The sequence below is a fragment of the Chryseobacterium sp. C2(2020) genome (assembly GCF_014218915.1).
Taxonomy (GTDB): Bacteria; Bacteroidota; Bacteroidia; order Flavobacteriales; family Weeksellaceae; genus Chryseobacterium; species Chryseobacterium mucoviscidosis.
Genome location: NZ_JACLCT010000013.1, coordinates 15,102 through 38,542, shown reverse-complemented (window position 1 = coordinate 38,542; position 23,441 = coordinate 15,102). Strand labels below are relative to the sequence as shown.

The window sequence follows — 23,441 nt, the reverse complement described above, 5'->3', positions numbered from 1 at the left end:
AGCCTTCATCTATTCAGGATCCTGCATTAATGCCGGAATATTTAACAAACTTTAACTCAAAAATGGCATTTTTTGTGTTGATTAATGCAAGTATTTATTGGAAATTTACCCATTATTTTAAATCAAGATATGTCAGAGATCAATCAAGCTGAAGATATCCGTCAACTGACGGAGCAGGTAAAAGAAGCAAACTACTTTTTTTCTCTTTTGAGACAGGAAATCAACAAGGTTATTATTGGGCAGGAATATATGATAGACCGCCTTTTGATCGGTCTTTTAGGTAACGGACACGTTCTTTTGGAAGGTGTTCCGGGACTAGCAAAAACTCTGGCAATAAAAACTCTGGCTGAAGCGGTTCACGGAGAGTTTTCCAGAATTCAGTTTACGCCGGATCTTCTTCCTGCGGATGTTGTGGGAACAATGATCTACAATGTAAAAGATAATGATTTCTCCATAAAAAAAGGGCCTGTTTTCGCGAATTTCGTTTTGGCGGATGAGATCAACCGTGCGCCAGCAAAAGTACAGTCGGCTCTTTTGGAGGTGATGCAGGAAAAGCAGGTAACCATCGGAGACGAAACCATGAAGCTTCCAAAACCGTTTTTGGTATTGGCAACGCAAAACCCGATCGATCAGGAAGGTACTTATCTTTTACCAGAAGCACAGAGCGACCGTTTTATGCTGAAATGCACGATTGATTATCCAAAACTGGAAGACGAAAGAACCGTAATGAGAATGGTTTCCACTTCACATCAGCCAACTGTAAAACCTGTGATTTCACTTGAACATATTGTTGCGGCGAAAGAATTGATCAATCAGATCTATCTTGATGAAAAGATTGAAAAATATATTCTGGATATGGTTTTTGCCACCCGTTTCCCTGAAGATTACGGACTTTCGGAACTTAAAAATTACATCAGTTTCGGGGCTTCTCCGAGAGCATCAATAAATCTTGCGATTGCTTCCAGAGCGTATGCTTTCTTAAAAGGAAGAGCATTTGTAATTCCGGAAGATGTAAAATCTTTGGCAAAAGATGTTCTGAGACACAGAATCGGATTAACTTTCGAGGCTGAAGCGGAGGAAATTTCTTCAGAAGAGATCATCAACAGAATTCTGGCAAAAATTCAGGCTCCATAATATTAAAATTATGCATCCAAAAGAAATTGAAACTGTTTCAAATTTAAAACCATTTGACCGGTATAAATATTTTATCAAAAAGATTGCTGATTTTGAAGTATTATATACCATAAAAAGTTTAGAAGGAAACTTTGCTATTTCTGAGACAGATAACTATCTTATGTTTCCTGTGTGGTCTCATCAGGAGTTTGCAAAACTGAATCTGAATAAAGAATGGCTTAATTTTAAAATTATAGAAATTTCTTTAGAAGAATTATCAGAGAAGATTTATCCTTTTATTTTGGAAAATAATTATCTGATAAATGTCTTTCCAATGAATAACAAAACAGGCTTTGTTGTAAGCCTTGAAGAGTTTGAAAGAGACTTATCGGAAGAATTGAAAAATTATGAATAGAATTAAAATATCAGCTCTTTAATTTTAAAATGGAACAAATTATCATTAGAAAGGCAGCTCAGGAAGATTGTGAACCGATGCTGGAATTAATTAAAGAACTGGCGGATTATGAAAAGGCTTTGCATGAAGTTACCTTAACTTTAGATCAGTTTATTGAAGACGGATTCGGAAAATCTCCTGTTTGGGGTGCTTTTGTAGCAGAATTCAATGGTGAAATTGTCGGGATCTCTTTGTATTACGACAGATATTCGACCTGGAAGGGAAGAAGATTGTATTTGGAAGATCTTGTGGTGACGGAAAATCTGAGAGGAAAACAGATCGGCAAGAAATTATTTGAAGCCACCATGGAATACGGAAAATCTAACCAATACAGCGGAATGGTTTTTCAGGTGCTGAACTGGAACGAACCTGCGATTAATTTCTACAAAAAATACAGCCCGAAATTTGATGACGAATGGCTGAATGTATCTATTGAATTTAAATAGGATAGGAGTTGGAAGCATGATGATGGAAGTTTACAAAACCTCAAAAAAACGCTTATACACTAAAACACTCAGACAAAGGAAATGCAGATAAAAGATATTGTAAAAAAAGTTAAGCAGATAGAAATCCGGACCCGAAAGAAGACGGAAGCTACTTTAATGGGGCAATATCACAGTGCTTTTAAAGGACAGGGAATGACGTTTTCGGAAGTTCGTCCCTATCAGTTTGGAGATGAAATCCGCAGGATCGACTGGAACAAAACAGCTCGTTTCCGGGAACCTTTCGTGAAAGTAATGGAGGAGGAGCGCGAACTGACGATGATGTTAGTTGTCGATATTTCCGCTTCGATGGATTATGGAACTAAAAATCAATTGAAAAGAGAATACGTTGCAGAAATTGCAGCAAGTTTAGGTTTTTCAGCAGCCGGAAATAATGATAAAGTAGGTTTAATTCTGTTTGCGGATAAAGTGTACAAAGTCATTCCGCCTCAAAAAGGAAGAAAACATATTTTATCGATAATCAGTACCATTTTAACAGCAGATTATGTTCCTGCCATTTCAAAAATTGATAAAGCGATGGAATACATGATGGGAATTTTCAAACGAAAATCTTTGGTCTTTCTGTTTTCGGATTTTGAAGATGAATATGACTCTAAAATGCTGAGAGTAGCTTCCAAAAAACATCAGTTGTTGGGAATGAGAATTTATGACGAAAAAGACAATGAAATTCCGGATGTGGGCTATACCTTATTATATGATGCGGAAACCGGAAAGCAGGTTTGGGTAAATACTTCAAGTGCAAGATGGAGATATAATTTTGCCGAAGCCAAAAAGCAGAAACTTAAATCTTTAGAAGAAGATTTTGCCAACAGTTCAGCGAGTTTTATGAATATTAATACAGGTTCGGATTATTCGAGATTGCTGTATAACTATTTTCAGAAAAAATAAAAATAGACACTTTTTGTCATTGCGAGGAGGAACGACGAAGCCATCTTTTTTAATACAGATTCTTCCTTCGACCGAATGACAAAAACGACGTTAAAATTTAATAATAAAATTGAAAAAACTTTTATTTATATTTTGTTTTTTAATCTGTGCAAATGCCTTTTCGCAGATCCTTTCTTCCAGTGTTGAGAAGAAAACCATTGCTTTGGGAGAAGTGAACCACATCGTGATCACCATTAATAACCTGAACAATGAAAAAGTTTCGGCAGCTCGCGAAAATGAGTTGCTGCCTTTTCATTTCGAAGAAATTAAAGACAGTATCGCACAGACTCAGGATGTTTATTACAGAAGAATTGAATTTGCTGTTTTTGATGAAGGAAAATTTACCATTCCCGAACTGGAATTCAAAGTCAACGGAAAAGTTCTGAAAACAATTCCTTACGAAATTGATGTTATTAATACGGCTCAGAAGACCGACCAGATTAATGACATTATGAACAACAAAGAGGTAAAACTTGAAGCCACCGATTACTGGGAGCTGTATAAATTTTACATATTAGCCGCCATTGCGGTCATCTGTCTCATCATTGCGGTCATCATGTTCATAAAATACGGACGAAAACCAAAAGATTCGCCGGTTGTCGCCACAAATCAGACCTTGAAGGAACTGGATTCTCTCAAAAAGAAAAAATATGTGGAAAGTGGAAATTATCGTTCATTTTATGTTGAACTGATCGATATTTCCCGAAAATTCATCGCAAAACAATACCGCGTTCCGGCAGATGTTTTACTAACGGATGACCTTATTGATGTGATGAAGAAGAACAATACCATTTCTCAGGAAAATGAAAAAATAGTGGAAGACGTATTTTTAAGAGGTGATTTGGTGAAATTTGCGAAAACATTCCCGGATCAGACAACCATGGAAAAAGATTTTGCCGACATCAGAGATTTTGTAAAAAGATCCTCAAAAGATCTTGAATTTGAAAACTTGAGAAAGGATGCCTGATTTTGAATTTTACAGTCCGTGGTTTCTGTTGCTTTTCGCGCTGTTTATCCCTTTGTTATTCAGAGATGCGAGCCGGCAGAAAAGAAAAGGAATAAAAGTTCCTACGGTAAAAAATATGGGGGAAAGCGGTGGAATTCATTTCATTATGTTTATCCTGAGAATATCGAAGTACATTATTCTTTCTGCACTCATAATTGCGATGGCAAGACCGAGAACTTTTACGGTTTCTCAGGACAGAGACGATACAAAAGGGATCGATATCATGCTTTCTGTGGATGTTTCCCTGAGTATGCTGGCAAAAGATTTAACGCCCGACCGTTTAACGGCATTGAAAGATATTGCGATTAAATTCGTTAATAAAAGACCGAATGACAGAATTGGTCTGGTTGCCTATTCCGGAGAAGCATTTACCAAAGTTCCGGTAACTTCCGATCATCAGGTTGTTGTGGATGAACTGAACAATCTGAATCCTCTGGAATTACAGCCGGGAACAGCCATCGGAGAAGGACTTTCCGTTGCGGTTAACCATTTGAAAAACAGCAAGGCGAAAAGTAAAATCATCATTCTGATGACGGATGGTGTGAATACCATTGAAAATGCAATGCCTCCTGCAATTGCTGCGGAACTGGCTAAAAATAATGGAATTAAAGTATATTCCATCGGAATCGGAACGAACGGATACGCTTTAATGCCTACACAGACCGATATTTTCGGAGATCTTGTTTTTACGGAAACCGAGGTGAAGATTGATGAGCCTGTTTTAAAAGAAGTCGCACAAATGACGGGTGGAAAATATTTCAGAGCCACATCAAATACAAGTCTTGAAGAGGTGTATGACGAAATTAACCAACTGGAAAAATCTGATGTAAAAGTTGCCAAACTTTTCAATTATCAGGAATATTTTAAAATTTTCCTGTGGATTGCTTTGGGTATGCTGTTTTTAGACGCTTTACTGAGATGGGTGTTTTATAAAATTTTAAGTTAATGGATTGGTATTTAGGAAATTATTGGTTTTTATTATTGCTGTTGCTTTTGCCGCTGTTAGCTTCCTTTTTGATCCGTTTTCTGAAATGGAAAAAAAAGAAAAGAGAAATTTTTGCAGACAGCCAGTTCCATGAGCAGTTATTCGAGAAAAAATCCGGCTTTACCAAGTTTTTTCCAGCTCTGTATCTTTTCGGAACATTGTTTTTAATATTTTCGATTATCGATTTGTTAAGCGGTTCAGAAGAAATTAAAACCAGTCAGAAATTAAATAATGTCATTTTCATGCTGGATGTTTCCAACTCGATGAATGCTGAAGATATTAACCCGAGCCGTTTAACGGAAGCAAAGAATCTCATGCTTCAGACGATGCAGAAGATGAAAAGTGATAAGGTAGGAATGGTGATTTTTGCAGGACAGGCAACCTCCATCATGCCTTTAACCACAGATTACAGCTCGGCAGAAACCTACATCAGCGGAATCGAAACAAACTCCATGCAGATTCAGGGGACAGATTTTCTGAACGGGATGAAAATTGCTGCCGAAAAATTCAAAAATGTAAGCAAAGACGGAAGAAAAGTTGTTTTGCTGAGTGATGGGGAAGACAACGAAGGAAATGACGAAGCAGCGATACGACTGGCTAAAAAAGAGGGAATTATGATTACGTCTGTCGGAATAGGAACAGAAGAGGGAGCTCCGGTTCCGGAATATGTTTTCGGGCAGTTAATGGGATATAAAAGTGATATCAATGGACAGACTGTTATCTCGAAAAGACAGACGGAAGCACTTAAAAAAATGGCTGATGCAACAGGAGGAAGTTACATCGATGGTAATAACATCAACGAAGCACCGGACAGAATTTTAGACGCATTAAGAAAGAAAACCGGTTCATCTGAAACGATGGTGAAATCACAAAATGCCAATCATTATTACCAGTATTTTCTGGCAGTTTCTCTGTTTTTTTTCTTTCTGATTTATTTATTTAATCCTAAAAGAGATTTTAATTTATAATAATCCGGATACATTGTCTCATAACCAGACCATTACTTTAACCCAATTTTAACAAATAAGACACTGTTTATTAACATTTAAAGGAATAATTTTGCACATAATGAATACTAAAATCATTTTTTTATCGTTTATAATTGCTTTCATCTTTCCGGGAAATCTTTTCGGGCAGAAAAATTACAGGACTTTAGTCTATGAAGGCAACGAAAAATTCAACGGTAAAGATTATGATGGAGCGTCTGTAAAATATCTGGAAGCGATAAGAACCAACAGCAAAGATTTTACGGCGCACTACAATTTAGGAAACGCATTATATAAAAGCAAAAAATACGAAGAGGCAAAAGCAGAATTTGAAACGGCTCAGAAACTTTCTCAGACGCTTCCGGATAAAGCAGCCGCTCTTCATAATTTGGGGAATACTTACATGCAGATGAACAAGCCGGAAAAAGCGGCAGAATTTTACAGACAGTCCCTGAAACAAAATCCTTACAGCGAAGTAACAAGAAAAAATTACGAAATTGCCAAGCTGAAGGATAAGGAAAACCAACAGAAAAAACAACAGCAAAATAACTCCGGTAAAGGAAGCGGTGGTAAAGACCAACAGCAAAATGATGATCAAAAAGGAAAAGATCAAAAGCAGGATCAGGGACAAGGTCAGCAGAATAAAGGAAATGGACAGGGAAATGATCCCAACCGGAACCAGAATAATGAAGGCAAAATCCCTAAAGGTCTCGAAAATCAAATACTCAACAAAGTAAGCGACAAGGAAAAAGAAACCGCCAGAAGAATTTTGAATAAAAATTCTTATTCGATGCCCGAGAGCAACGAGAAAGATTGGTGATGCAGAACCGAATTATTTACATATTACTTTTAATGTCTTCCGTAATTTCTTACGGACAGGTAAATCTTTCTGTAACTCCGGATAAAACGACTTACAGCTCCAAAGAAATTGTCAATCTCAGTATTGTTCTTGAGGTAGAAGGGGCTGAATACAATCAGCAGACAAAACTTCGTCTCCCGGATTTTTCTAAATTCAATCTTATTGGTACCGGTTCACTGAGCAATGGATTTATAGATCCTGAAAGTAACGTTGCCGTTTCACAGACCATCACAAGACTTGCTCTTGAACCCAAACAGAAAGGAAAAGTAAAGATCGGATCTTTCCTGATTACCATTAATAATAAAATTTATAAAACCGAACCTTTTGACATTTTTATTAAGGATGTAGAAAAGAAACCGGTTGCAGCCAATAATGCTTCAAAAGATGTTTATCTCAATATGGAGATTAACGACCGTGAAGTGTATCAGGATCAGCCTACCATTGCCGTTCTGAAAGTCTATTCAAAAAACATGGATAACTTCAGAAGAGTAAGAAATATTCATCTTCCCGAACAGGACAATCTGGATGTTTTTCCGGTAAGCTTTACCAAATCTGAGATTGATCCTTCAGACACAGGAAATATGGCATCGCAGATTCTGGCTGTATTCATGGTATTCCCAAATGAAGCCGGTTATGTAGATATTCCGGGAGTTTCGGCTTCGCTGAATTCCTACGCGCACAAAAACAAACTCGTTTCCAATAAAGTAAAAATTAACGTTAAAAAACTTCCTGAAGGTTCTCCGGAATGCTTTAAAAATGCGGTAGGAAATTTCAATGTAACGGTTGCCAATACTTCAAAAGAAAAAGTTGAGGTTAAAAAACCAATGAATGTTCTTATAAAAGTAAGCGGAGAAGGGAATCTTAAAAGCATGGAGCTTCCCAAAATTGCGGAATCTCCGGATTATGAAGTTTTTGCACCCAAAATTACTTCGCGTGTCACGGTGGGAACGGAAGGAATGAAAGGGGAGGTTTTGGCAAATTATCTTGTTATTCCTAAAAAAGCGGGAGAAATTACGATTAAAACAGAGCATTTCGCATTTTTCGATCCTTCGAACAAGGAATATGTAGATCTTGGAGAACAGTCTTTAGCAGTAAATGCTTTTTCTCATGATCAGATCCTTGAATCCCGCACTGCGGTTGAGAAAGTGAATGAGTATACCAATACTTTTTTAGAAACGGTAAATACGCCGGTTTTAAAAACAACTTCATTTAAAGTAAAAGAAAAAAAGAAATTTCACTGGAATGTTCTTTTCATCAATATTGCGATTTTACTTTCGTTATTCGGGATGTATCTTCTGTTTAAAACGTGGCAGAAAAAAAACAGATTATCTAAAGAAACGAAGACTCCGATGGCTTTAGGTTCTGTTGCTGAAACAGAAAATGAAATCCGTGAAAAGTTTAAAACAGATATCAACGATTATTTTGGCTATTTGGAAAATCTTAAGGATAATGAAGATTATCAAAAGTTTTTTCAAACCTTCGATGAGCTTGATGAGGAAGTTAAAAAACAATATTCTGTAAATCCGGCTGATCATTTCGCTGAGCTGCTGGAAAAAGAAAAAGGCTCGTCAATTGCCGAAGAATACAGGAATCTTATTCAAAAAGTGCAGGTTGAAAAGTATGCCCCGATAAAATCTTCCGAAGGAATGGACGAACTTTTATCAGCAATCGTTAATTTGTATTCTAAGATTAGCAAATAATTAATTTATTTTCATATTTTTGCGAAATTATTAATTGCAAGGAAATGGAAATATTTAATGATTTTTCGATTAAAGAGATTGTTACCTGTTTTATGGTTCTTTTCGCAGTAATTGATATCATCGGTTCTATCCCGATCGTGGTAAGTTTACAGCAGAAATTCGGACAGATAGAAGCTGAAAAAGCAACGATTACCGCAGGAGCGATTATGCTTGTTTTCCTTTTCGTGGGAAACAAAATTCTGAAATTCATAGGTGTAGATGTTAATTCTTTTGCCATTGCGGGAGCTTTTGTGATATTTATCATAGCCCTGGAAATGATTCTGGGGATTGAGATCAATAAAACTTCCGAAGCAAAGGCTGCATCCATCGTTCCCATCGCGTTTCCGCTGGTTGCAGGAGCCGGAACTCTAACAACTACACTGTCTCTGAAAGCCGAGTTTCATGATATTAACATTATTTTTGGAATTATTCTCAACACAATTTTCGTATATTTGGTGCTGAAATCTGCAACGTGGCTGGAGAAGAAAATGGGCGATGCAACACTCGCTATTTTACAGAAAGTTTTCGGAATTATCCTGTTGGCGATTTCAATTAAATTATTCACCGCGAATTTTGCGCAATTGGTGCAGAATTACATTAATTTTTAAGAGTTATGCAGAAGTTTTATAAAGTATTTTTGGTACTGTTTATCGTGTTTATCGCAATTAATCTTTATGCTTTAGACTGGCAATCGGATATTTTGTCTGAGGATAACCTGAAGTTTGTTTTCTCAATAGCTTCAGCGGCAATAGGTCTTATTTTGCTTTTTGTAATGAATACATGGAGCAAAATTGGAGTAAGAAAATAATTGAAATACAATCTTATATAAAGCCTCTTTTAGTCTGAAGGAGGCTTTTTTATTTCTGCTTCTTATTTAATTTTAGCTTTCAAAATAATAAAAATCTAAAGTAAAGAGTTTTGTTCCTTTAGGAGCAGAATCTGTGTAGAAATAAGAATAAGTCTATTAATCAATCCGTAGGATTGATATCCATGATACGATACATTTTATAAAGATAGCGTTCCTACGGAACACCGAACGTCTTTCGAATATGATTTCTACACAGATAAAACTCTATAGAGTTTTCTAGCATTTTACTTTAAACAAATTGTTGAATCTTTTGCCTCTTCTTCGGTCAAATAAAATTTAAAGAAGTTTATTATTTTAAAATCACCAGATTTTTCAGAACAGCTTCCGATTTCAGCTCCGTTTCTTTCCATTCTTTTTCGGGATTGCTTTGTGCGGTAATTCCGCCGCCTACAAATAAATGAACCGCATTTTTATACAGTTTTGAACAGCGAAGATTAACAAAATACTGTACCGTTTCATCAGTCTCAATTTTAATATATCCTGCGTATAGTTCGCGCGGAAATTTTTCAATCTTCTGAATTTCTTCTTTACAGAAATCTTTCGGAATTCCGCAAACAGCAGGAGTGGGGTGTAATTCCTGAATAATCTGATCTAAGTTTTCAGGCTTAATTTGGGCTTTAAAATCGGTTCGGAGATGCTTGATGTTTCCCGAAATATGATCGTAGGTTTCAGATTCCGTTACGTTTTCAGAATACTGATTTAAAATATTTCTGATGTAGGACGTTACAGGTTTCTGTTCTTCAATTTCCTTTTCCGACCAGTTTTCAGAAACGGGAAGCGTTCCTGCGAGACTCATCGTTTCAAATTCGTACGTTCTTTTACTGAATTTTCCTAAAACTTCTGAAAAAGCACCCATCCATGAATTTCCGTTATTGATAAAAATATATCGGAATGCATTCGGATAGGATTGACAAAGATGATTAAAGCTTTCGTTCAGATTAATTTCTTCAAAATCTGTGAAAATTTTTCTTCTTGAATAGACCAGTTTAGGAAGCTGATTTTCTTTGATAACCGCAATTACTTTTTCAAGATTTTTTAAATATTCTTCCTTGGTTTCGGCTTCAAATCCACTTTTATCTTCAGATAAAATCTTACTTGAAATTGCTGTCTGATTAAAATTTTCGAGGTTTAATTCAATAATTTTTCCTCCAAAATCCAATCTTTCCAATCCATCAAAAGAATAAAAACTGATAGGGTTTTCGCCGGAATTTTCATCTGTGGAATACAGTTTTTCGTCGAATGGAAATTTGAAATAAATCATTGTTTGAAGCTTTTTAGAAAATCAGAGTCGGGAAATAATATAAGAAATTCCAACATTGATTTTTCTTTCTGCAAAGGTATTATTAGTCTTAAAAATCTCAAAATCAAAGTCAGGGTTTTTTAAGGAAATATTTTTGATGCTGTAATGCTGATATTCCGCAGAAATGATGAAACGTCGCAGCAATCTGTACTGAAGCCCCAAAGAAAATCCGAGATTGGTCTGTGTGCTTTTAAAATCCTCCAGTTTGGTTAAAGCGTCATTTTCAGGAGTCAGAAACTGCATTTTATAAGTCTGATTATTTAGTAAAATTCCTGCAAACGGACGGAAGTTTTTCCAGTTATACATCAGTTTACACTGAAGAGCAAATTCAAAATGTTCATTGTTAAATCGTCGAAATAAAAGTGCCTGATTATCTTTTGTAAAATAATATCCGTTCAGAAAGGTGTCTTCTTTGTTGGCATCAAGATCGAAGGATGAATTCCAGTAATACGCATTGGCAGAAAGCCAGACTAAAAACTGAGAATCGAAGAAACTTTTGAAAGCCCAGATTCCGAGATTTTCCCCGAACTGCGGTTTATTTTCTAAAGACCAGTTTGCACTTTTTATACCCAATCCGCCTTCAATTCCGTACTGAAAGGTCACCGGTTTTCGTAATCTTGCTCTTCTTGAAGCCCTCTGTTTGTCTATTTCCTGTTTGTATACATCCGTCACAAATTTCGTTTCCTGAACGGTCGGTGTTTTCATCACAACATCATTCAACTTGAATTTTAAAGGCTTCATAAGATATACGGTATCATAAACGACTACTTTTTCGTAGACGTAAACCGTATCAATTTTCTTTTTCCTGATTTTCTGTGCAAACGAAAAGTTAACACAAGCGATGAGAAAAAGAAGTATTATTTTTTGGAAGGACATATTCTGCTTTTCAATTTATTTTTCAATAAATACGGTGTCTCTTTTAATGATTTTTTTAACGACAATTATTTTCTGCGGAATTTCTTCAATGGTGTCGTTTGCAGCCGTTTTTTTTAAAACCGGTTTGCTTTTCAATCCTGTTTCATCGTCGTTTATTTTTGTTTTTGAAGTGTTTTTCTCTTCAATTATATTTGTTGCTGACTGATTTACAGCATCATTGTCTGATTTTTCTTTTTTATCGAAATTGATAGTTTCTAAATATTCTTTAGTCTCTTTATTTTTTATTTGACCTTTGTTTTTAAAAGTTGATGAAACTGAATCATGATTGTTTGAGAAAAAAGAATTCTTCGGATTTATAAAAAAAACGGACAGAATGATGATGATTAAAAACGTTCCTCCAATTATTATTTTCTTTTTCAGGCTTTTACCGGATGATGAAAATGCAGCATTATCAATTTTAAGATCGGAAGGAATCTGCAATTTTTTTGATGGCTGAATGGTAAAATCAGCAAATTTGCTTTTAAAAGTCTGCGCCCAAAGCAATCCGCCAAGTCCGAAAACAACAAGCAGTTGCGCCATTTTTTTCTTTGGAGTATTTTTTTTGACGAAATTCTTCATCAGATAATTCTGAACCGCTTTTTTAGCTCTTAAAAGGTGAGATTTTGATGTGTTTACGGTAATTCCCAATAAACCGGAAATTTCTGCATGAGAATGATTTTCAATAAAATACAGATTGAAAACGGATTTGTGATGGGATGGAAGACTGTCGATAGAAGACAGCAGTTCTTCACTGGTGAAGTCGTAAACGAAAACGTTTTTTTCTTCTGATAAATGATGGTCCATTTCTGAATAGGTATCTGGGATTTCCGAAGGTTCTGTAGTTACAAAAGCATCTTTGCTGTGTTTGCGGATGTGTTGCAGTGCATTATTTACCACAATTTTTTTCAGCCAGGCAAAGAGAGCCTTTTCGTCATTCAACTGATCGTTTTTCTGGATTGCGGTAATAAAGCTGTCCTGCACGATGTCTTCTGCCGTGTAAATATCATCAATATATCTTCTGCATATTCCCAGAAGTTTCGGGGAATAATCGAGATAGATTTTCTGCCAGTTGAAGTTGCTGTTTTGCTTCATAATTTAATTCGCGGCAAATAGTAGGTTTTTATTTACCGGAAGTATTATTAAAATTTTTTGATTATCCGTTATTAATCATAATGCTTAATTTTTATGCAAAGGATCGCTAAGATTCTTTTATATACTAACTGTTTTCAAGTTCGCAAAGGCGTTTCACTCAGCAAAGAACTCAAAGATTTTCAATTATGACCAATTACGGGCAATATATAAAATTTTGATCTTTTCAAGATAAAGTTAAATCTTTATATAAATGAACAAGGTCATTAAAAAATAAATTTAAAGTTTTCATGGTTATTATTTTCTTATAAGATGCAGAGAAAATAAAAGGTTGCAGCAGGAAAATAAAAAAAGCTCAAATTTTTTTTGAGCTTGGTATTTTTTAGTGAAAATTAAATCTTATCGGTTGATGATATTGTTCGTCATCGTGGTATGATTGATGAGCTGACCTTTTTCATCGCGGATCTCAATTTCTGAAACATGCATCGTTTTTCCTTTTCGGATAAATCTTGCAACGGCTGTTACGATTCCGTCTTTTTTGCTTCTTAAATGGTTGGAATTGATGTTGGTTCCCACTCCGAAATATTTTGTACCATCAATAAAAATATTAGACAGGCTTGAACCCATGGTTTCTGCCAAAACACAGCTTGCGCCACCGTGCATAATTCCGAAAGGCTGATGAATTTTTGGTGAAACAGGCATGGTTGCAGTTAATGTTTCATTGTCAACATCAATATCCGTGAATTTGATATCCAGAGTTTTTGCAAATGTTTCTCCGCCCCAGTTATTGATGAATTCTAATATTTCTTTCTTGCTTTTATCTTTTATGAACATATTTTTTAATAATGAATAATAAGTAATTGGTAATGAGTAATTTTGATAGCTTCTAGCTTCTAGCTTCTAGCTTCTGGCTTCTAGCTTCTGGCTTCTAGCCTCTGGTTTCTAACTTCCATCTTCCAGCATCTAGCTTCCATCTCCTAAACTTTCGCCTCAGTATCATTTCCCATGATATTCGGGTTCCAGTTTTCCGGGATTTTAGGAACAATATCATTTTTTATGTAATAATCCTGAATTTCCTGCATAATTTCTGTAAACGGTGCAGATGCAATTCTTTCGTAGGGAATGGTATAGCCAAGATAAATGATTTTTCTTTTAAAATCTCCGGCCGCGAGAACGATAGGAACTTTAGCCGCTAAAGCCATGTGATAAAAACCTTTTCTCCATTTCGGAACCCAGCTTCTTGTTCCTTCGGGAGTGATGACCAGACTAAAATCGTCTTTTTCAAACTGTTTGGCTACGAAATTCACCAGATCATTCTTCTGGCTTCTGTCGATCCCGATTCCGCCCAGACCTTTTACAACGCTTCCGTACCAAGCTTTGGTGTGTGCATCTTTGATGATGATTTTTAATGGTTTTTTCAGAGACCAGTAGGAAAGATTTCCTAAAATATATTCCATGTTGTGCGTGTGTGGCGCGACTACAAGAATACATCTGTTCAGAACGTTTTCGTCGCCCTGAAGAACGACTTTCCAGCCCATTAATTTTAGCAGCAGTTTGCCGATCAGCTTTCTCATATAGTTTTAGATTAAAAACAAAAAAGTATAACCAAAGTGGTTATACTTTACAAATATATTGAAATATTATCGCTCTTAAAACAGACTGCTGATTAAATCAACAATTTTCATTACAATTTCTAGTGCCAGTTGTACCATGATTATTGAATTTTTATTGAGTGTTTTGGTTTTAATTTTTTACTACACAAATGTAAAGATTTTTATTAACATAGCGAACAAAATCTTTATATTTTTTCGTTTTCAGTGAGAGAAGAAGAGTGTGAATTTCAAACGGTTGTGTTATTCATTCACACCTTCTGCCACTCTCTGCAGTTTAGTTATTTGGTTTGTATGGAAATTTCGTTTTTACCTTCGTCTACCTTGAAGTCGATGTTGGCTCCCTTCATCTTTTTGATGCTGCTTTTCATGGAATCGATTACCTGATCTGCCTTATTGCTCGGAACTTTTTTTCCGTTAACGATAATGCTGTCTTCATCATCAGAGTTGTATTCAATAGTAGAACCGTTTACGGTAATTTTATTTTTTTCGATTTTGATGTTTCCGTCTTCGTCTCTTTCCTGATCGTCATCATTAATTCCGTCTGCGTTAAGATCTCCGTTGAAGCTGATTCCGTCTTTTTTTACAGGGACCACTACGGTTTTCAAAGGAAGTACCAGTTCATAATCGATGCTGTAATCTCTGAAACGGTGTTCGTAAGGATATTTGATGTAGTTCGGAAGAACAATTCTGTTATTTACCACTTCTACAGGAACGCTTACATTTAACGGAAGATTGTATCCTTTAGCTTCTTTTTTGATGATTAAATAAGGCGTTTTGATGTCTGCTTTTCTCGTTACATCCACATGCATCCAGTCTCTTTCGTATACAGAAACTTTGTCTGAATAAAGATCATCATCGTATCCTTTAAAGTTCTGAGGAATAGAAACCTGCTTGAAATCTACATAGATACTGTCTGACTGTGTGTTGATCGCAATTTCTTCTGTATCTTCTTTATGACCTTTCAGGAACATTTCTTTTTTTGCCATTCCAATTCCAAAAAATGTTCCGAGACATATTTCTGTCAAGAATAAAGCGCCTAAGACCCAACCGATATTTCGCAACTTTGTTTTTGGCGAAAAGATTTTAATACTAAGTAAACTGAAAAGGACAGCAGGAATCAAAGATCCAACAATAATTAATGCTAAGAATACATTGTACAGTCCATCATTATCAAGAAGAAATTTCATTTCATCAGCTCCAGGAAAGTTTGAATCAATTCCAAAAAGTCCAAAGACTACAAATACACCTATAATACTACTTACAGCCATAAAAGCGAAGAAGATTCCAATAATATATTTTAAAACATTCCAGATTCCGCTTCCTGCATTGCTGATGTAAGGCTTGTTTTCAGTGTAGATTTCACCTGCTCTTGTTGTTGTCTCATTAGCGAATTGTACAATTTTGCTAGATTCTTCCTTTAAATTGTCAAAGTTTAATGGTTTTCCCTTCATTTTCAAAAAATCTGATGCAGTCTCTGCTTTAGGTAAAACTGCCCAAAGAATAAAATATAAAAGGACAATTAAAAACGAAGATCCAGGGGCAACCCAAAGAAAAAGAAATGCACCCACCCAAATTAATCTCATCCAAGTAATGTCCATACCAGAGTATGCAGCTAAACCTGCGCAAACACCGGCAATTTTTTGTCTTTCAGGATCACGGAACAATTGTTTTTTATCAGAATATTCGGTTCCTGAAGTGTTTGTTCTTTTGGTATTTTTTTCAGAATAATAAGCTTCTTCCTGCTCTTCGATTTTTTCAGGGCTTCCGATCTGTGCAATTACTCTTTCTACATCCGAGTCGTTAATTACCTCACGTTTTGCCATAGAATCTTTGAAGATTTCTACCATTCTGATTTCTATGTCATGCATTACCTCATCTGCTTCCGAAGCATCCAGAGAGCTTCTCAGAGCATTCAGGTAATCGCTAAGTTTTATGTATGCGTGTTCTTCTATGGTAAAAGAAAAACCTGCGAGTCCTATTGAGAGTGTCTTGTTCATAGCTTTGTTTTTAATTTTTTTGAGTGATTTGGTTAACTGAATTGGTTAATTCGTTCCAGGTGTTTTGAAGTTCATCTAAAAATAATTTACCTTTTTCGGTAATCTGGTAATATTTTCTCGGAGGTCCTCCTGTAGATTCTTCCCATCTGTATGAAAGAAACTCTCCATTTTTTAATCTTGTTAAAAGAGGGTAGAGTGTTCCTTCTACAACATCCAGTTTTCCTTTTTTCAGTTCATCGATTAAGTCGGAAACGTACATTTCGCGATGATTGATGAGACTTAAAATACAGAATTCCAGAATCCCTTTTCGCATTTGCGCTTTGGTATTTTCAGTATTCATCTTTAATAAGTTTTGTTAATTAGTTACATAATTTTCGAAACCCGGAACCTAGCTAGTTGTACCTGTTTCGATTTTACATTACAAAGATATGTAATTAAAATGGTATTATGCAATACAAAGTAGTGAAAAAATACAAATAAATAGGTTAACTAATTGATAATCAGTTTAGTTATTTTTAATGAGAAATTTTATATAATGAGAATTTTATGAAAATCAGATCATATTTTTAACAATTTTACCTTTTAGGCTCAATGTTCTTAAAGTAACCAAAGCTTTTTTCTTTAATTCTTTCTGATATGATACGAAACTGTAGTTTTTGTAGAATCTACGGACGATAAGTGCCATTTCCATCATAGCAAAGTGTTCTCCGATGCAAAGTCTGGGACCAGCTCCGAAAGGGTAGTAAGGGAAGTTCTTGGCATTTTCATCATCAAAACGTTCAGGAATAAAAGAATCGGGATCATTCCAGTACTTCGGATTTCTGTGCAGACCCGTAATATAAAGGATTATTAAAGTTCCTTTTTTCCATGAATAGTTTTTAAAACTGTCGTCTTCCAGAGCCTGCCGGTCGATTGCCCATGCCGGAGAATGCAGTCTCATTGCTTCTTTAATGATATTTGTGGTGTAAGATTTTTTCATTAAGCTTTCTGTTCCAAAAGCATTTTCACCTTCTGCTGCAATTTCAGCTCTTAGTTTTTCTTCGGCCTCAGGATTTTGGCTGATCTCGAAAAAGATAAAACTTAAAGCATTGGCAGTGGTTTCGTGTCCTGCAATGAAAAGAATGAGCATTTCATCAATTAGCTGTTCATCAGACATTGGAAGCTGTGTGTCTTCATAACGTGCCTGAATAAGCATATCCAGCAAATCATTTTTTTCTTCACCTGAGCTTCTTCTTTTATCCAGAACATTTTTAATGATATTTTTCCCTTCATTATTTTTTTTCATTATTTTATCCATTATTCCAAGACTTTTTATCACTTGCGTATACAAAGGTATTCTTACTTCTTTGGCAAAGACTTCCTGAACTTCGGTAATGATTTTTCCCAGCTCTTTCACACTTTCCTCATCAATATCCGAACTGAAAAGTGTTTTCGCAACAATGTTGAAAGCGAGTGTGTGAAAAAAATCATATAAATCAGTTTCCGGCTCCTGAGGAAAATTCTGAAATGCTTTATCAATTTCATCCTCCATAATGCCGATTAAACCGGAGATTTTGATCTTACTGAATCCCGGCTGGATGAGGCGTCTCTGTTTCAGCCAGTCTTTTCCGTTATTGGTAAGCAGTCCTTTCCCGAGATATTTTCCTAACACAACCGATTGTATATCAGATTTAGAATAGTTTTTATGGTTTTGTTTTAGAACATATTCAATAAATTCCTTATCCTGAGAAAAGATAAAATCAGTATTTGTTACACTGGCTTTTAGATGGAAAGTGTCTCCGGCAATGTTATGATTTCCGCTGATGACTTTTAAGGGATTATTTACACCATAAAAAAGAGAGTACAGTTTTCTTTTTCCTTTAATTTCTGTAGGATAATTGTAATTTGGAGTCATGTAGAATATTTATAATAAAAGTAATACTAATCTGTGAATTAGAATAGGTTTAAAGCTAAAAGTCTTATTTTTGTATTGCCATTTTACTCGCTTTAATTTTATGCTTTTTTAAATTTTAACCATAAAGCAGACGAAAGATTTATCATAAACTCATTATCAAAATAAACATTATTCTCGTAAGCATAAAAGTCTGGGATCTTTTTAATTGATATTTTTTTAGAAATGTGAATCTTTTAAATGAAAAATTGTCAAAACTTTTTTTAAGTGATTGAGAAATAGATGGTCTCGAAATAATTATATACAATGAAAATACAAAAAGAAATCGATTTTATTCTGGCTGTTGATGCCCTGAAAAACGTACAAAGAAGAAATTACAATGCAGACGATTCACGAAGAGAAAATACGGCGGAACATTCATGGCAGATTATTATTCTGGCGCAGATCCTTTTCCCATATGCAAAGAACAGAGCAGATATCGATTTATTAAGAGTAATCAGAATGTTGTCTATTCATGATCTGGTAGAAATTGAAGCAGGAGATACTTTCTTATTTGATGAAGCGGCAATGGCAGGTAAATTTGAAAGAGAGAAAGTTTCAGCTCAGAAAATTTTCGGAATTTTAGATGAACCGCTGCGCTCTGAATTTTTTAATCTTTGGCTGGAATTTGAGGAAGAGCAGACTCCTGATGCAATTTTTGCCTGCGCAATCGATCGTATTATGCCTTTTATCTTAAATTCCCACACTTCAGGAAAGAGCTGGACAGAAGCCGGCGTTACAGAAAAGCAAATAAGAAATATGCTGGAAAATGCCATTGTAAGAGCTTCCGATGAACTGGGAGAGGCTTTTCAGTTGCTGCTGCTGAAGAATCTGGAAACTGAAAAGGTATTGAAATAGAAAGGTTTCGGCGGGCAAAGCCCGCCGAAACCGCTTTAAAGAACATTGAAAATATAGAGTTCCGGCGACCGAAGGTCGCCGGAACCTTTTTTATAATATTTGAATTGGCTTCTTGAATTCATCAATCGCTACAAAAGTAAAATCTCCTACGATTGCTCTTTCTCTTTCATACGAATACATCTGTTCCGTGAAAATTTCCACATTTACTTTCATACTCGTTTTTCCGACATGAACCACTTTTCCAATCAGTTCAACAATGGTTCCGGCAGGAATAGACCTTTTAAAATCAATTTTATCGCTGCTTACGGTTACCACACGTTTTCTTGCAAATCTGGTGGCAGCAATAAAAGCCACTTCATCCATCAGTTGCATTGCTGTACCTCCGAAAAGCGTATCGTAATGATTGGTTGTGTTCGGGAAAACCGCTTTGAAAATTCGGGTTTCAGATGCTTCAATTCTTTCTTCTGTAGTCATATATCATTATTAATTAAAGCGAGATGAAAAAATAGAAGAACAATAGAAAAAGCAGAGACAGAAATCTCTGAGTATCCATTAGATCAACAAACTTCAAATCGCGAAAGTTTTTTGTTATGAAGAAAAAGGCAGGTCTCCTGACTTGTAACATCTTTATTCCCTTCCCATGAATTACACAGTGGATTTTTTTTATAAAGACTTTAGTTACTTACAGTTGCGCGACAGTTCGTGATTTTCACACGATTCCCTTTTAATCTGCAGTTAAGCAAAACCAGTTTCCTGAAAAGTCACAGCCTGGAAAAGAGTCCATACTCATGCTTTTCGGGTACAAAAATAATGATAATTAATGAATTATTCAGGAGTTTTATAAATGATCTGGCTTTCAGCTTTTCCCTGTTTGATCGTCCAGATTGTTGTATAGCGGTTTTCACCGGAGCCATTTATCATATAAAGAAAAATATGATCGTTATCGATGGCGGTTACACCCACGTTATTGAAATCCATCGTTGGCTGAAACATATTTTTAATAGCATCTCTTACAAAAACAGAACCTCTTCCCGGTTGCTGAACGCGTACAGATTTTATTTCGGTTAAACCTTCAGGCAATTCCTTTCCTACGCCCCAGGCTTTTACTTTGTCAACTTTAGTAATGTTTCCATTGGCATCTTTTTCCTGCTTCTTAATGTGTGCATAAGAAGGGTAAACGTCAATAATAACCTTTGTTCTTTGGTTTCCGGGAATTTTAGGATTAGTGTCGTCTGTAAAGATCAGAGATTTTCCGTTTTTCGATTTTGAAGGTGTAAATTTTGGTAAATTATCTACAAAAACCACACGGTTTTTATTAACCATACCTTCTTTGGTGATGCTGTCGTATCGTACGAAAGGTTTTTCTGTATCCTCTTTTTCAGGATATTTTATCCAGATCCATTCTGTTTCTCCCGGAGCAGGTTTTTCATAAATAAAAACATCTCCTGTTTTCATACGGATCTTATCAACGATTTTTCGGTAATCGTCTTTATGAACACGCACCATGGCATAACCTTCCTCAGCTTTTACAACACCGAAAGGAACTTTATTCTGACCTTTCGCCAATGCAAAAGAAAAAACACTGAAAACTGAAAGATAAAATGCTTTACGTAGAGACATCATCATGAAATTTTTTGACGCTTCAAATATATAAATTAAAATTTGTTTAAACTTTTCAAAAATATAAAAGTAAACTGATTAATTTAAACTTAAAAAGCCGTCATGAAACCTTTGTACTGGTTTTCTGTATATATTCACTTGGAGTTACCCCTTCTATTTTTTTAAATACTTTATTAAAAGTTGACTGATTCTTAAATCCTGCTTCAGAATAGATGTGCATCAAAGTCATCGTTTTCAGTTCATCACTATGAAGTTTATTCTTTACGTATACCACACGATGTGTGTTGATGTAATGATTAAAATTATCGAATCCGTTGATTTTTATGGCTTTGGAAATATAATTGTTATTCACTTTAATTGTACTACTGAGCTCGGAAATCGTTAAATCTGCATTTCTGAAGAGTTTATTGCCAATTACCTCATTGTCTATTTTCTCAAAAATATTTTCAGCAAGTTGCAAATCTTTATCAGCAACAGGAGCAGCAGTCTGAGAAACCTTTTTCTCTATAATTACCTCTTTACTCTTTATATTTTGAATCAGGCTTTTATAATATGTTCCTAAAAATATCTGTATAAGGTTAACAGTAAATATAAAAGCGTCTGTAAGGTTTCCCTTCTTAAGATCATTAAAAGGATACCCGAAATAGTCGTTTCCGGCAAATATGCAGCAAAAACTTATGAGAAAAATAGCATATACCGTGAAGATAACCACTTCTTTTTTCGAAAAAAAGATATTTGCCCAAAAGGGCAGGGCTACAATCCATATTAAACTGCAGACTGAAATATTCCAGAACCTGAATACTATAAACAAGTTGTAAAGAGGCATTACAAGAATGAAAACCTTCACGACTTTAAGAAGGTCGTAATGATTTCCCAATATGTAAAAAGGAAGGAGTAATGAAAAAAAACCTCCGATGAGGTAGTAAACCATTATCGGATCTTTCATGTAAAATGAAAAAATCAGGATGCATGTAATAAAAGTTACAGCCAGTACATAAATATATCGGTTAGCGAGTTCTCTTTTCAGATCCAGCACTTCAATTTCAGTATTTTTTTTCCCCATAATATTCTAATATAATATAATTCAGAAAATCATTTATAAAATATATTGATTATCAGTTTTTTATATTAGTTGCAATGAAAAGTCATTTATCATTTATCTCTTGTTTTCTACTCAAAAATGTGACTCTATATTTGCAATTTGTTTTTCAGTTAGCAAAATTACAATAAAAATTTAATCTTTAAATATTGATAATATAAATATCTGATAACCCCCTTTAAAAACATATATTATGACGAACAAAAAAAAATTATTTCTTCTCATTGCTATTTCTGTTTTGGGATTTAAATCTTTCGCTCAGGTTGGTATTAATACCACAAAATCGCAAGGTGTATTCCATGTAGACGGAAAATCTTCTTCTGCCACAACCAATGATCCGGATAACGCACCAACAGCTTTACAGTCTTCCGACGACTTTGTTGTTAAGAGCAATGGAAGTGTAGGTATTGGTACAGTAACTCCAGATGGTTCTGCTATACTGGATATGAATGTGGATCAACTTTCTTCAGGAAGCAAAAAAGGACTTCTTATTCCAAGAATGGCTTTAACATCCAGAACGGATATTACAACAATTCCGAATCCGGCAACAGGATTATTGGTGTATAATTTAGGAACAAATTCAGGATTTAGCTATTCCGGGTATGTTTACTGGAACGGAAGCGAGTGGCGTCTTATGGAAGACACTTCTCCGGTAGGTGCAGTTGCTGTTTTAAACTGTAATGCTGCTGCATTGGATCCATCGCAGTTAATTGATGGAAATACGCCTACTGCAATTACTTCAGGAACTGTGATGAAAATTCCATACTCCGGAGCAAACGGCGGTCAGTATAGTGGAATTACATTATATTCAGTAGGAAATCCGGGAGTTACGGCAACCATTACCGGCGGAAAGCTTGAGGTTGGATCCGGTTCTTTAGCATTTGCAGTACAGGGAACTCCTATTGCTTCGCAAACGTCACCGGTGGGAATTACATTTGATCTGACTCCTTTTATTACCGCAAATTCCGGACTTACAGGCTGTAGCTCTGTTACTGTAGGAACTCAGGTGAATGCTGATATTAAAACAGTAGCGGTTATGGATTATATGAAATTTGTAACAGATCCGGACACGGGAGTAAAAGGATTTGTAGTAGAAGCAAAGACACCGGATGGTCTTTACACAGTAAAAGTTTTTATGAGACACTCTATTCAGAATGCTACCGCTACTGCTACCAATAACACAACTTCTACTGCAAGTGGAGCAGAAAACAACGTACTGTTGCGAAATAACTCCAGTACATCCAAAACCATTATGTGGAATTACTCTACATTTTATGGAGGACAGATTACTGATGCCGGAGGAAGTTTAGTAGTTCCGTCACAAACTCCGGGTGGTGGAGACGGAAATACATGGAGATCATTATCCACTTCTAATGCAGGCGCTTGGGGAAATCCGGGGATTTATAACGCATTTAATAGCGGACCGGAATATCGATACTATTCCTGGATTGATACTTCCACAACCTCCAAAGTAGCTTACACTGCAACTGTAATGGCAGGGATGGATCCTTCGGCTACTGCAACAGAGGTAACCAAACAAAAAGTTTTTATTAAAATCGAACAGATTACAGGACAATAGT

The 23,441-nt window shown here is 35.5% G+C and carries 24 protein-coding genes and 1 riboswitch; of the genes, 13 read left to right on the top strand and 11 right to left on the bottom strand.

Going from position 1 to position 23,441, the window contains the following annotated elements; genetic code table 11:
• The first annotated feature begins 129 nt into the window (after window positions 1-129).
• From H6W52_RS09420 to H6W52_RS09370, 11 genes are all read left to right on the top strand, one after another.
• The gene (locus tag H6W52_RS09420) at window positions 130-1,134 is read left to right on the top strand and encodes an AAA family ATPase (RefSeq protein WP_076392594.1); all 1,005 of its coding nucleotides are present in this window, start codon (window positions 130-132) and stop codon (window positions 1,132-1,134) included.
• Window positions 1,135-1,144: 10 nt separating this feature from the next.
• Window positions 1,145-1,528: a DUF2750 domain-containing protein gene (locus tag H6W52_RS09415; protein ID WP_116097849.1), complete on the top strand. Its 384-nt coding sequence runs from the start codon at window positions 1,145-1,147 to the stop codon at window positions 1,526-1,528.
• Window positions 1,529-1,557: 29 nt separating this feature from the next.
• The gene (locus tag H6W52_RS09410) at window positions 1,558-2,013 is read left to right on the top strand and encodes a GNAT family N-acetyltransferase (RefSeq protein WP_116097851.1); all 456 of its coding nucleotides are present in this window, start codon (window positions 1,558-1,560) and stop codon (window positions 2,011-2,013) included.
• Window positions 2,014-2,094: 81 nt separating this feature from the next.
• Entirely contained in the window at window positions 2,095-2,958 is an 864-nt protein-coding gene (locus H6W52_RS09405; RefSeq protein ID WP_116097853.1) for a DUF58 domain-containing protein, read from the top strand.
• 109 nt (window positions 2,959-3,067) lie between these two features.
• The gene (locus tag H6W52_RS09400) at window positions 3,068-3,964 is read left to right on the top strand and encodes a BatD family protein (RefSeq protein ID WP_194304385.1); all 897 of its coding nucleotides are present in this window, start codon (window positions 3,068-3,070) and stop codon (window positions 3,962-3,964) included.
• Window positions 3,957-4,949: a vWA domain-containing protein gene (locus tag H6W52_RS09395; RefSeq protein ID WP_087709457.1), complete on the top strand. Its 993-nt coding sequence runs from the start codon at window positions 3,957-3,959 to the stop codon at window positions 4,947-4,949. Before H6W52_RS09400 ends, H6W52_RS09395 begins: the two co-directional genes overlap by 8 nt.
• A complete protein-coding gene (locus tag H6W52_RS09390; protein ID WP_116097857.1) occupies window positions 4,949-5,956 on the top strand; it encodes a vWA domain-containing protein in 1,008 nt (335 codons plus the stop codon). The genes H6W52_RS09395 and H6W52_RS09390 overlap by 1 nt, the downstream gene beginning before the upstream one ends.
• A 100-nt stretch (window positions 5,957-6,056) precedes the next feature.
• The gene (locus tag H6W52_RS09385; protein ID WP_116097859.1) at window positions 6,057-6,794 is read left to right on the top strand and encodes a tetratricopeptide repeat protein; all 738 of its coding nucleotides are present in this window, start codon (window positions 6,057-6,059) and stop codon (window positions 6,792-6,794) included.
• A 32-nt stretch (window positions 6,795-6,826) separates the two neighbouring features.
• The gene (locus tag H6W52_RS09380; protein WP_228457559.1) at window positions 6,827-8,533 is read left to right on the top strand and encodes a BatD family protein; all 1,707 of its coding nucleotides are present in this window, start codon (window positions 6,827-6,829) and stop codon (window positions 8,531-8,533) included.
• Window positions 8,534-8,577: 44 nt separating this feature from the next.
• A complete protein-coding gene (locus tag H6W52_RS09375; protein ID WP_087709463.1) occupies window positions 8,578-9,180 on the top strand; it encodes a MarC family protein in 603 nt (200 codons plus the stop codon).
• Window positions 9,181-9,185: 5 nt separating this feature from the next.
• Entirely contained in the window at window positions 9,186-9,380 is a 195-nt protein-coding gene (locus H6W52_RS09370) for a hypothetical protein (protein ID WP_076392320.1), read from the top strand.
• 349 nt (window positions 9,381-9,729) lie between these two features.
• On the opposite strand, the gene H6W52_RS09365 is transcribed toward H6W52_RS09370, so the two are convergent.
• The 8 genes from H6W52_RS09365 to H6W52_RS09330 form a co-directional block, all read right to left on the bottom strand.
• On the bottom strand, window positions 9,730-10,701 hold the full coding sequence (locus H6W52_RS09365; protein ID WP_116097863.1) for a chorismate-binding protein: 972 nt from the start codon (window positions 10,699-10,701) through the stop codon (window positions 9,730-9,732).
• Window positions 10,702-10,722: 21 nt separating this feature from the next.
• Complete coding sequence (locus H6W52_RS09360; protein ID WP_116097865.1) at window positions 10,723-11,616, bottom strand: hypothetical protein; 894 nt, start codon at window positions 11,614-11,616, stop codon at window positions 10,723-10,725.
• A 15-nt stretch (window positions 11,617-11,631) separates the two neighbouring features.
• The gene (locus tag H6W52_RS09355; RefSeq protein WP_116097867.1) at window positions 11,632-12,747 is read right to left on the bottom strand and encodes an RNA polymerase sigma factor; all 1,116 of its coding nucleotides are present in this window, start codon (window positions 12,745-12,747) and stop codon (window positions 11,632-11,634) included.
• A gap of 396 nt (window positions 12,748-13,143) precedes the next feature.
• On the bottom strand, window positions 13,144-13,578 hold the full coding sequence (locus H6W52_RS09350) for a PaaI family thioesterase (RefSeq protein ID WP_194304386.1): 435 nt from the start codon (window positions 13,576-13,578) through the stop codon (window positions 13,144-13,146).
• Window positions 13,579-13,721: 143 nt separating this feature from the next.
• Window positions 13,722-14,318 carry a 1-acyl-sn-glycerol-3-phosphate acyltransferase gene (locus tag H6W52_RS09345; protein WP_116097869.1) on the bottom strand — a complete coding sequence of 199 codons (597 nt, stop codon included), beginning with the start codon at window positions 14,316-14,318 and terminating at the stop codon, window positions 13,722-13,724.
• A 317-nt stretch (window positions 14,319-14,635) separates the two neighbouring features.
• Window positions 14,636-16,354, bottom strand: coding sequence for a PspC domain-containing protein (locus tag H6W52_RS09340; RefSeq protein WP_116097871.1), 1,719 nt, complete (start codon window positions 16,352-16,354; stop codon window positions 14,636-14,638).
• A 10-nt stretch (window positions 16,355-16,364) separates the two neighbouring features.
• Window positions 16,365-16,694 carry a PadR family transcriptional regulator gene (locus H6W52_RS09335; protein WP_072952756.1) on the bottom strand — a complete coding sequence of 110 codons (330 nt, stop codon included), beginning with the start codon at window positions 16,692-16,694 and terminating at the stop codon, window positions 16,365-16,367.
• Between the two features lie 213 nt (window positions 16,695-16,907).
• Window positions 16,908-18,248, bottom strand: coding sequence for a cytochrome P450 (locus H6W52_RS09330; protein WP_116097873.1), 1,341 nt, complete (start codon window positions 18,246-18,248; stop codon window positions 16,908-16,910).
• A 303-nt stretch (window positions 18,249-18,551) separates the two neighbouring features.
• Between H6W52_RS09330 and H6W52_RS09325 the strand changes: the two genes are divergently transcribed.
• Window positions 18,552-19,142 (top strand): HD domain-containing protein, encoded by a 591-nt coding sequence (locus H6W52_RS09325; protein WP_087709479.1) that lies wholly within the window; start codon window positions 18,552-18,554, stop codon window positions 19,140-19,142.
• Between the two features lie 90 nt (window positions 19,143-19,232).
• On the opposite strand, the gene H6W52_RS09320 is transcribed toward H6W52_RS09325, so the two are convergent.
• The 3 genes from H6W52_RS09320 to H6W52_RS09310 all read right to left on the bottom strand — a co-directional run bounded on the left by H6W52_RS09320 (window position 19,233) and on the right by H6W52_RS09310 (window position 21,825).
• A complete protein-coding gene (locus tag H6W52_RS09320) occupies window positions 19,233-19,616 on the bottom strand; it encodes an acyl-CoA thioesterase (RefSeq protein WP_076392338.1) in 384 nt (127 codons plus the stop codon).
• 109 nt (window positions 19,617-19,725) lie between these two features.
• A riboswitch (cobalamin riboswitch) is annotated at window positions 19,726-19,907 on the bottom strand.
• 60 nt (window positions 19,908-19,967) lie between these two features.
• Window positions 19,968-20,765 carry a hypothetical protein gene (locus H6W52_RS09315; RefSeq protein ID WP_228459450.1) on the bottom strand — a complete coding sequence of 266 codons (798 nt, stop codon included), beginning with the start codon at window positions 20,763-20,765 and terminating at the stop codon, window positions 19,968-19,970.
• Window positions 20,766-20,862: 97 nt separating this feature from the next.
• On the bottom strand, window positions 20,863-21,825 hold the full coding sequence (locus H6W52_RS09310) for a helix-turn-helix domain-containing protein (RefSeq protein WP_116097877.1): 963 nt from the start codon (window positions 21,823-21,825) through the stop codon (window positions 20,863-20,865).
• 229 nt (window positions 21,826-22,054) lie between these two features.
• Here H6W52_RS09310 and H6W52_RS09305 point away from each other — a divergent pair, with 229 nt between their 5' ends.
• Complete coding sequence (locus H6W52_RS09305; RefSeq protein ID WP_185216656.1) at window positions 22,055-23,440, top strand: hypothetical protein; 1,386 nt, start codon at window positions 22,055-22,057, stop codon at window positions 23,438-23,440.
• Window position 23,441 lies beyond the last annotated feature (1 nt).

What these genes read in the sequence shown, in the direction of transcription:
- H6W52_RS09345 (WP_116097869.1), bottom strand. Translation starts at nt 14,318, where the DNA reads ATGAGAAAGCTGATCGGCAAACTGCTGCTAAAATTAATGGGCTGGAAA.
- H6W52_RS09390 (WP_116097857.1), top strand. Translation starts at nt 4,949, where the DNA reads ATGGATTGGTATTTAGGAAATTATTGGTTTTTATTATTGCTGTTGCTT.
- H6W52_RS09385 (WP_116097859.1), top strand. Translation starts at nt 6,057, where the DNA reads ATGAATACTAAAATCATTTTTTTATCGTTTATAATTGCTTTCATCTTT.
- H6W52_RS09310 (WP_116097877.1), bottom strand. Translation starts at nt 21,825, where the DNA reads ATGGGGAAAAAAAATACTGAAATTGAAGTGCTGGATCTGAAAAGAGAA.
- H6W52_RS09320 (WP_076392338.1), bottom strand. Translation starts at nt 19,616, where the DNA reads ATGACTACAGAAGAAAGAATTGAAGCATCTGAAACCCGAATTTTCAAA.
- H6W52_RS09360 (WP_116097865.1), bottom strand. Translation starts at nt 11,616, where the DNA reads ATGTCCTTCCAAAAAATAATACTTCTTTTTCTCATCGCTTGTGTTAAC.
- H6W52_RS09350 (WP_194304386.1), bottom strand. Translation starts at nt 13,578, where the DNA reads ATGTTCATAAAAGATAAAAGCAAGAAAGAAATATTAGAATTCATCAAT.
- H6W52_RS09330 (WP_116097873.1), bottom strand. Translation starts at nt 18,248, where the DNA reads ATGACTCCAAATTACAATTATCCTACAGAAATTAAAGGAAAAAGAAAA.
- H6W52_RS09370 (WP_076392320.1), top strand. Translation starts at nt 9,186, where the DNA reads ATGCAGAAGTTTTATAAAGTATTTTTGGTACTGTTTATCGTGTTTATC.
- H6W52_RS09415 (WP_116097849.1), top strand. Translation starts at nt 1,145, where the DNA reads ATGCATCCAAAAGAAATTGAAACTGTTTCAAATTTAAAACCATTTGAC.
- H6W52_RS09335 (WP_072952756.1), bottom strand. Translation starts at nt 16,694, where the DNA reads ATGAATACTGAAAATACCAAAGCGCAAATGCGAAAAGGGATTCTGGAA.
- H6W52_RS09340 (WP_116097871.1), bottom strand. Translation starts at nt 16,354, where the DNA reads ATGAACAAGACACTCTCAATAGGACTCGCAGGTTTTTCTTTTACCATA.
- H6W52_RS09315 (WP_228459450.1), bottom strand. Translation starts at nt 20,765, where the DNA reads ATGATGTCTCTACGTAAAGCATTTTATCTTTCAGTTTTCAGTGTTTTT.
- H6W52_RS09325 (WP_087709479.1), top strand. Translation starts at nt 18,552, where the DNA reads ATGAAAATACAAAAAGAAATCGATTTTATTCTGGCTGTTGATGCCCTG.
- H6W52_RS09365 (WP_116097863.1), bottom strand. Translation starts at nt 10,701, where the DNA reads ATGATTTATTTCAAATTTCCATTCGACGAAAAACTGTATTCCACAGAT.
- H6W52_RS09355 (WP_116097867.1), bottom strand. Translation starts at nt 12,747, where the DNA reads ATGAAGCAAAACAGCAACTTCAACTGGCAGAAAATCTATCTCGATTAT.
- H6W52_RS09395 (WP_087709457.1), top strand. Translation starts at nt 3,957, where the DNA reads ATGCCTGATTTTGAATTTTACAGTCCGTGGTTTCTGTTGCTTTTCGCG.
- H6W52_RS09420 (WP_076392594.1), top strand. Translation starts at nt 130, where the DNA reads ATGTCAGAGATCAATCAAGCTGAAGATATCCGTCAACTGACGGAGCAG.
- H6W52_RS09305 (WP_185216656.1), top strand. Translation starts at nt 22,055, where the DNA reads ATGACGAACAAAAAAAAATTATTTCTTCTCATTGCTATTTCTGTTTTG.
- H6W52_RS09410 (WP_116097851.1), top strand. Translation starts at nt 1,558, where the DNA reads ATGGAACAAATTATCATTAGAAAGGCAGCTCAGGAAGATTGTGAACCG.
- H6W52_RS09375 (WP_087709463.1), top strand. Translation starts at nt 8,578, where the DNA reads ATGGAAATATTTAATGATTTTTCGATTAAAGAGATTGTTACCTGTTTT.
- H6W52_RS09380 (WP_228457559.1), top strand. Translation starts at nt 6,827, where the DNA reads ATGTCTTCCGTAATTTCTTACGGACAGGTAAATCTTTCTGTAACTCCG.
- H6W52_RS09405 (WP_116097853.1), top strand. Translation starts at nt 2,095, where the DNA reads ATGCAGATAAAAGATATTGTAAAAAAAGTTAAGCAGATAGAAATCCGG.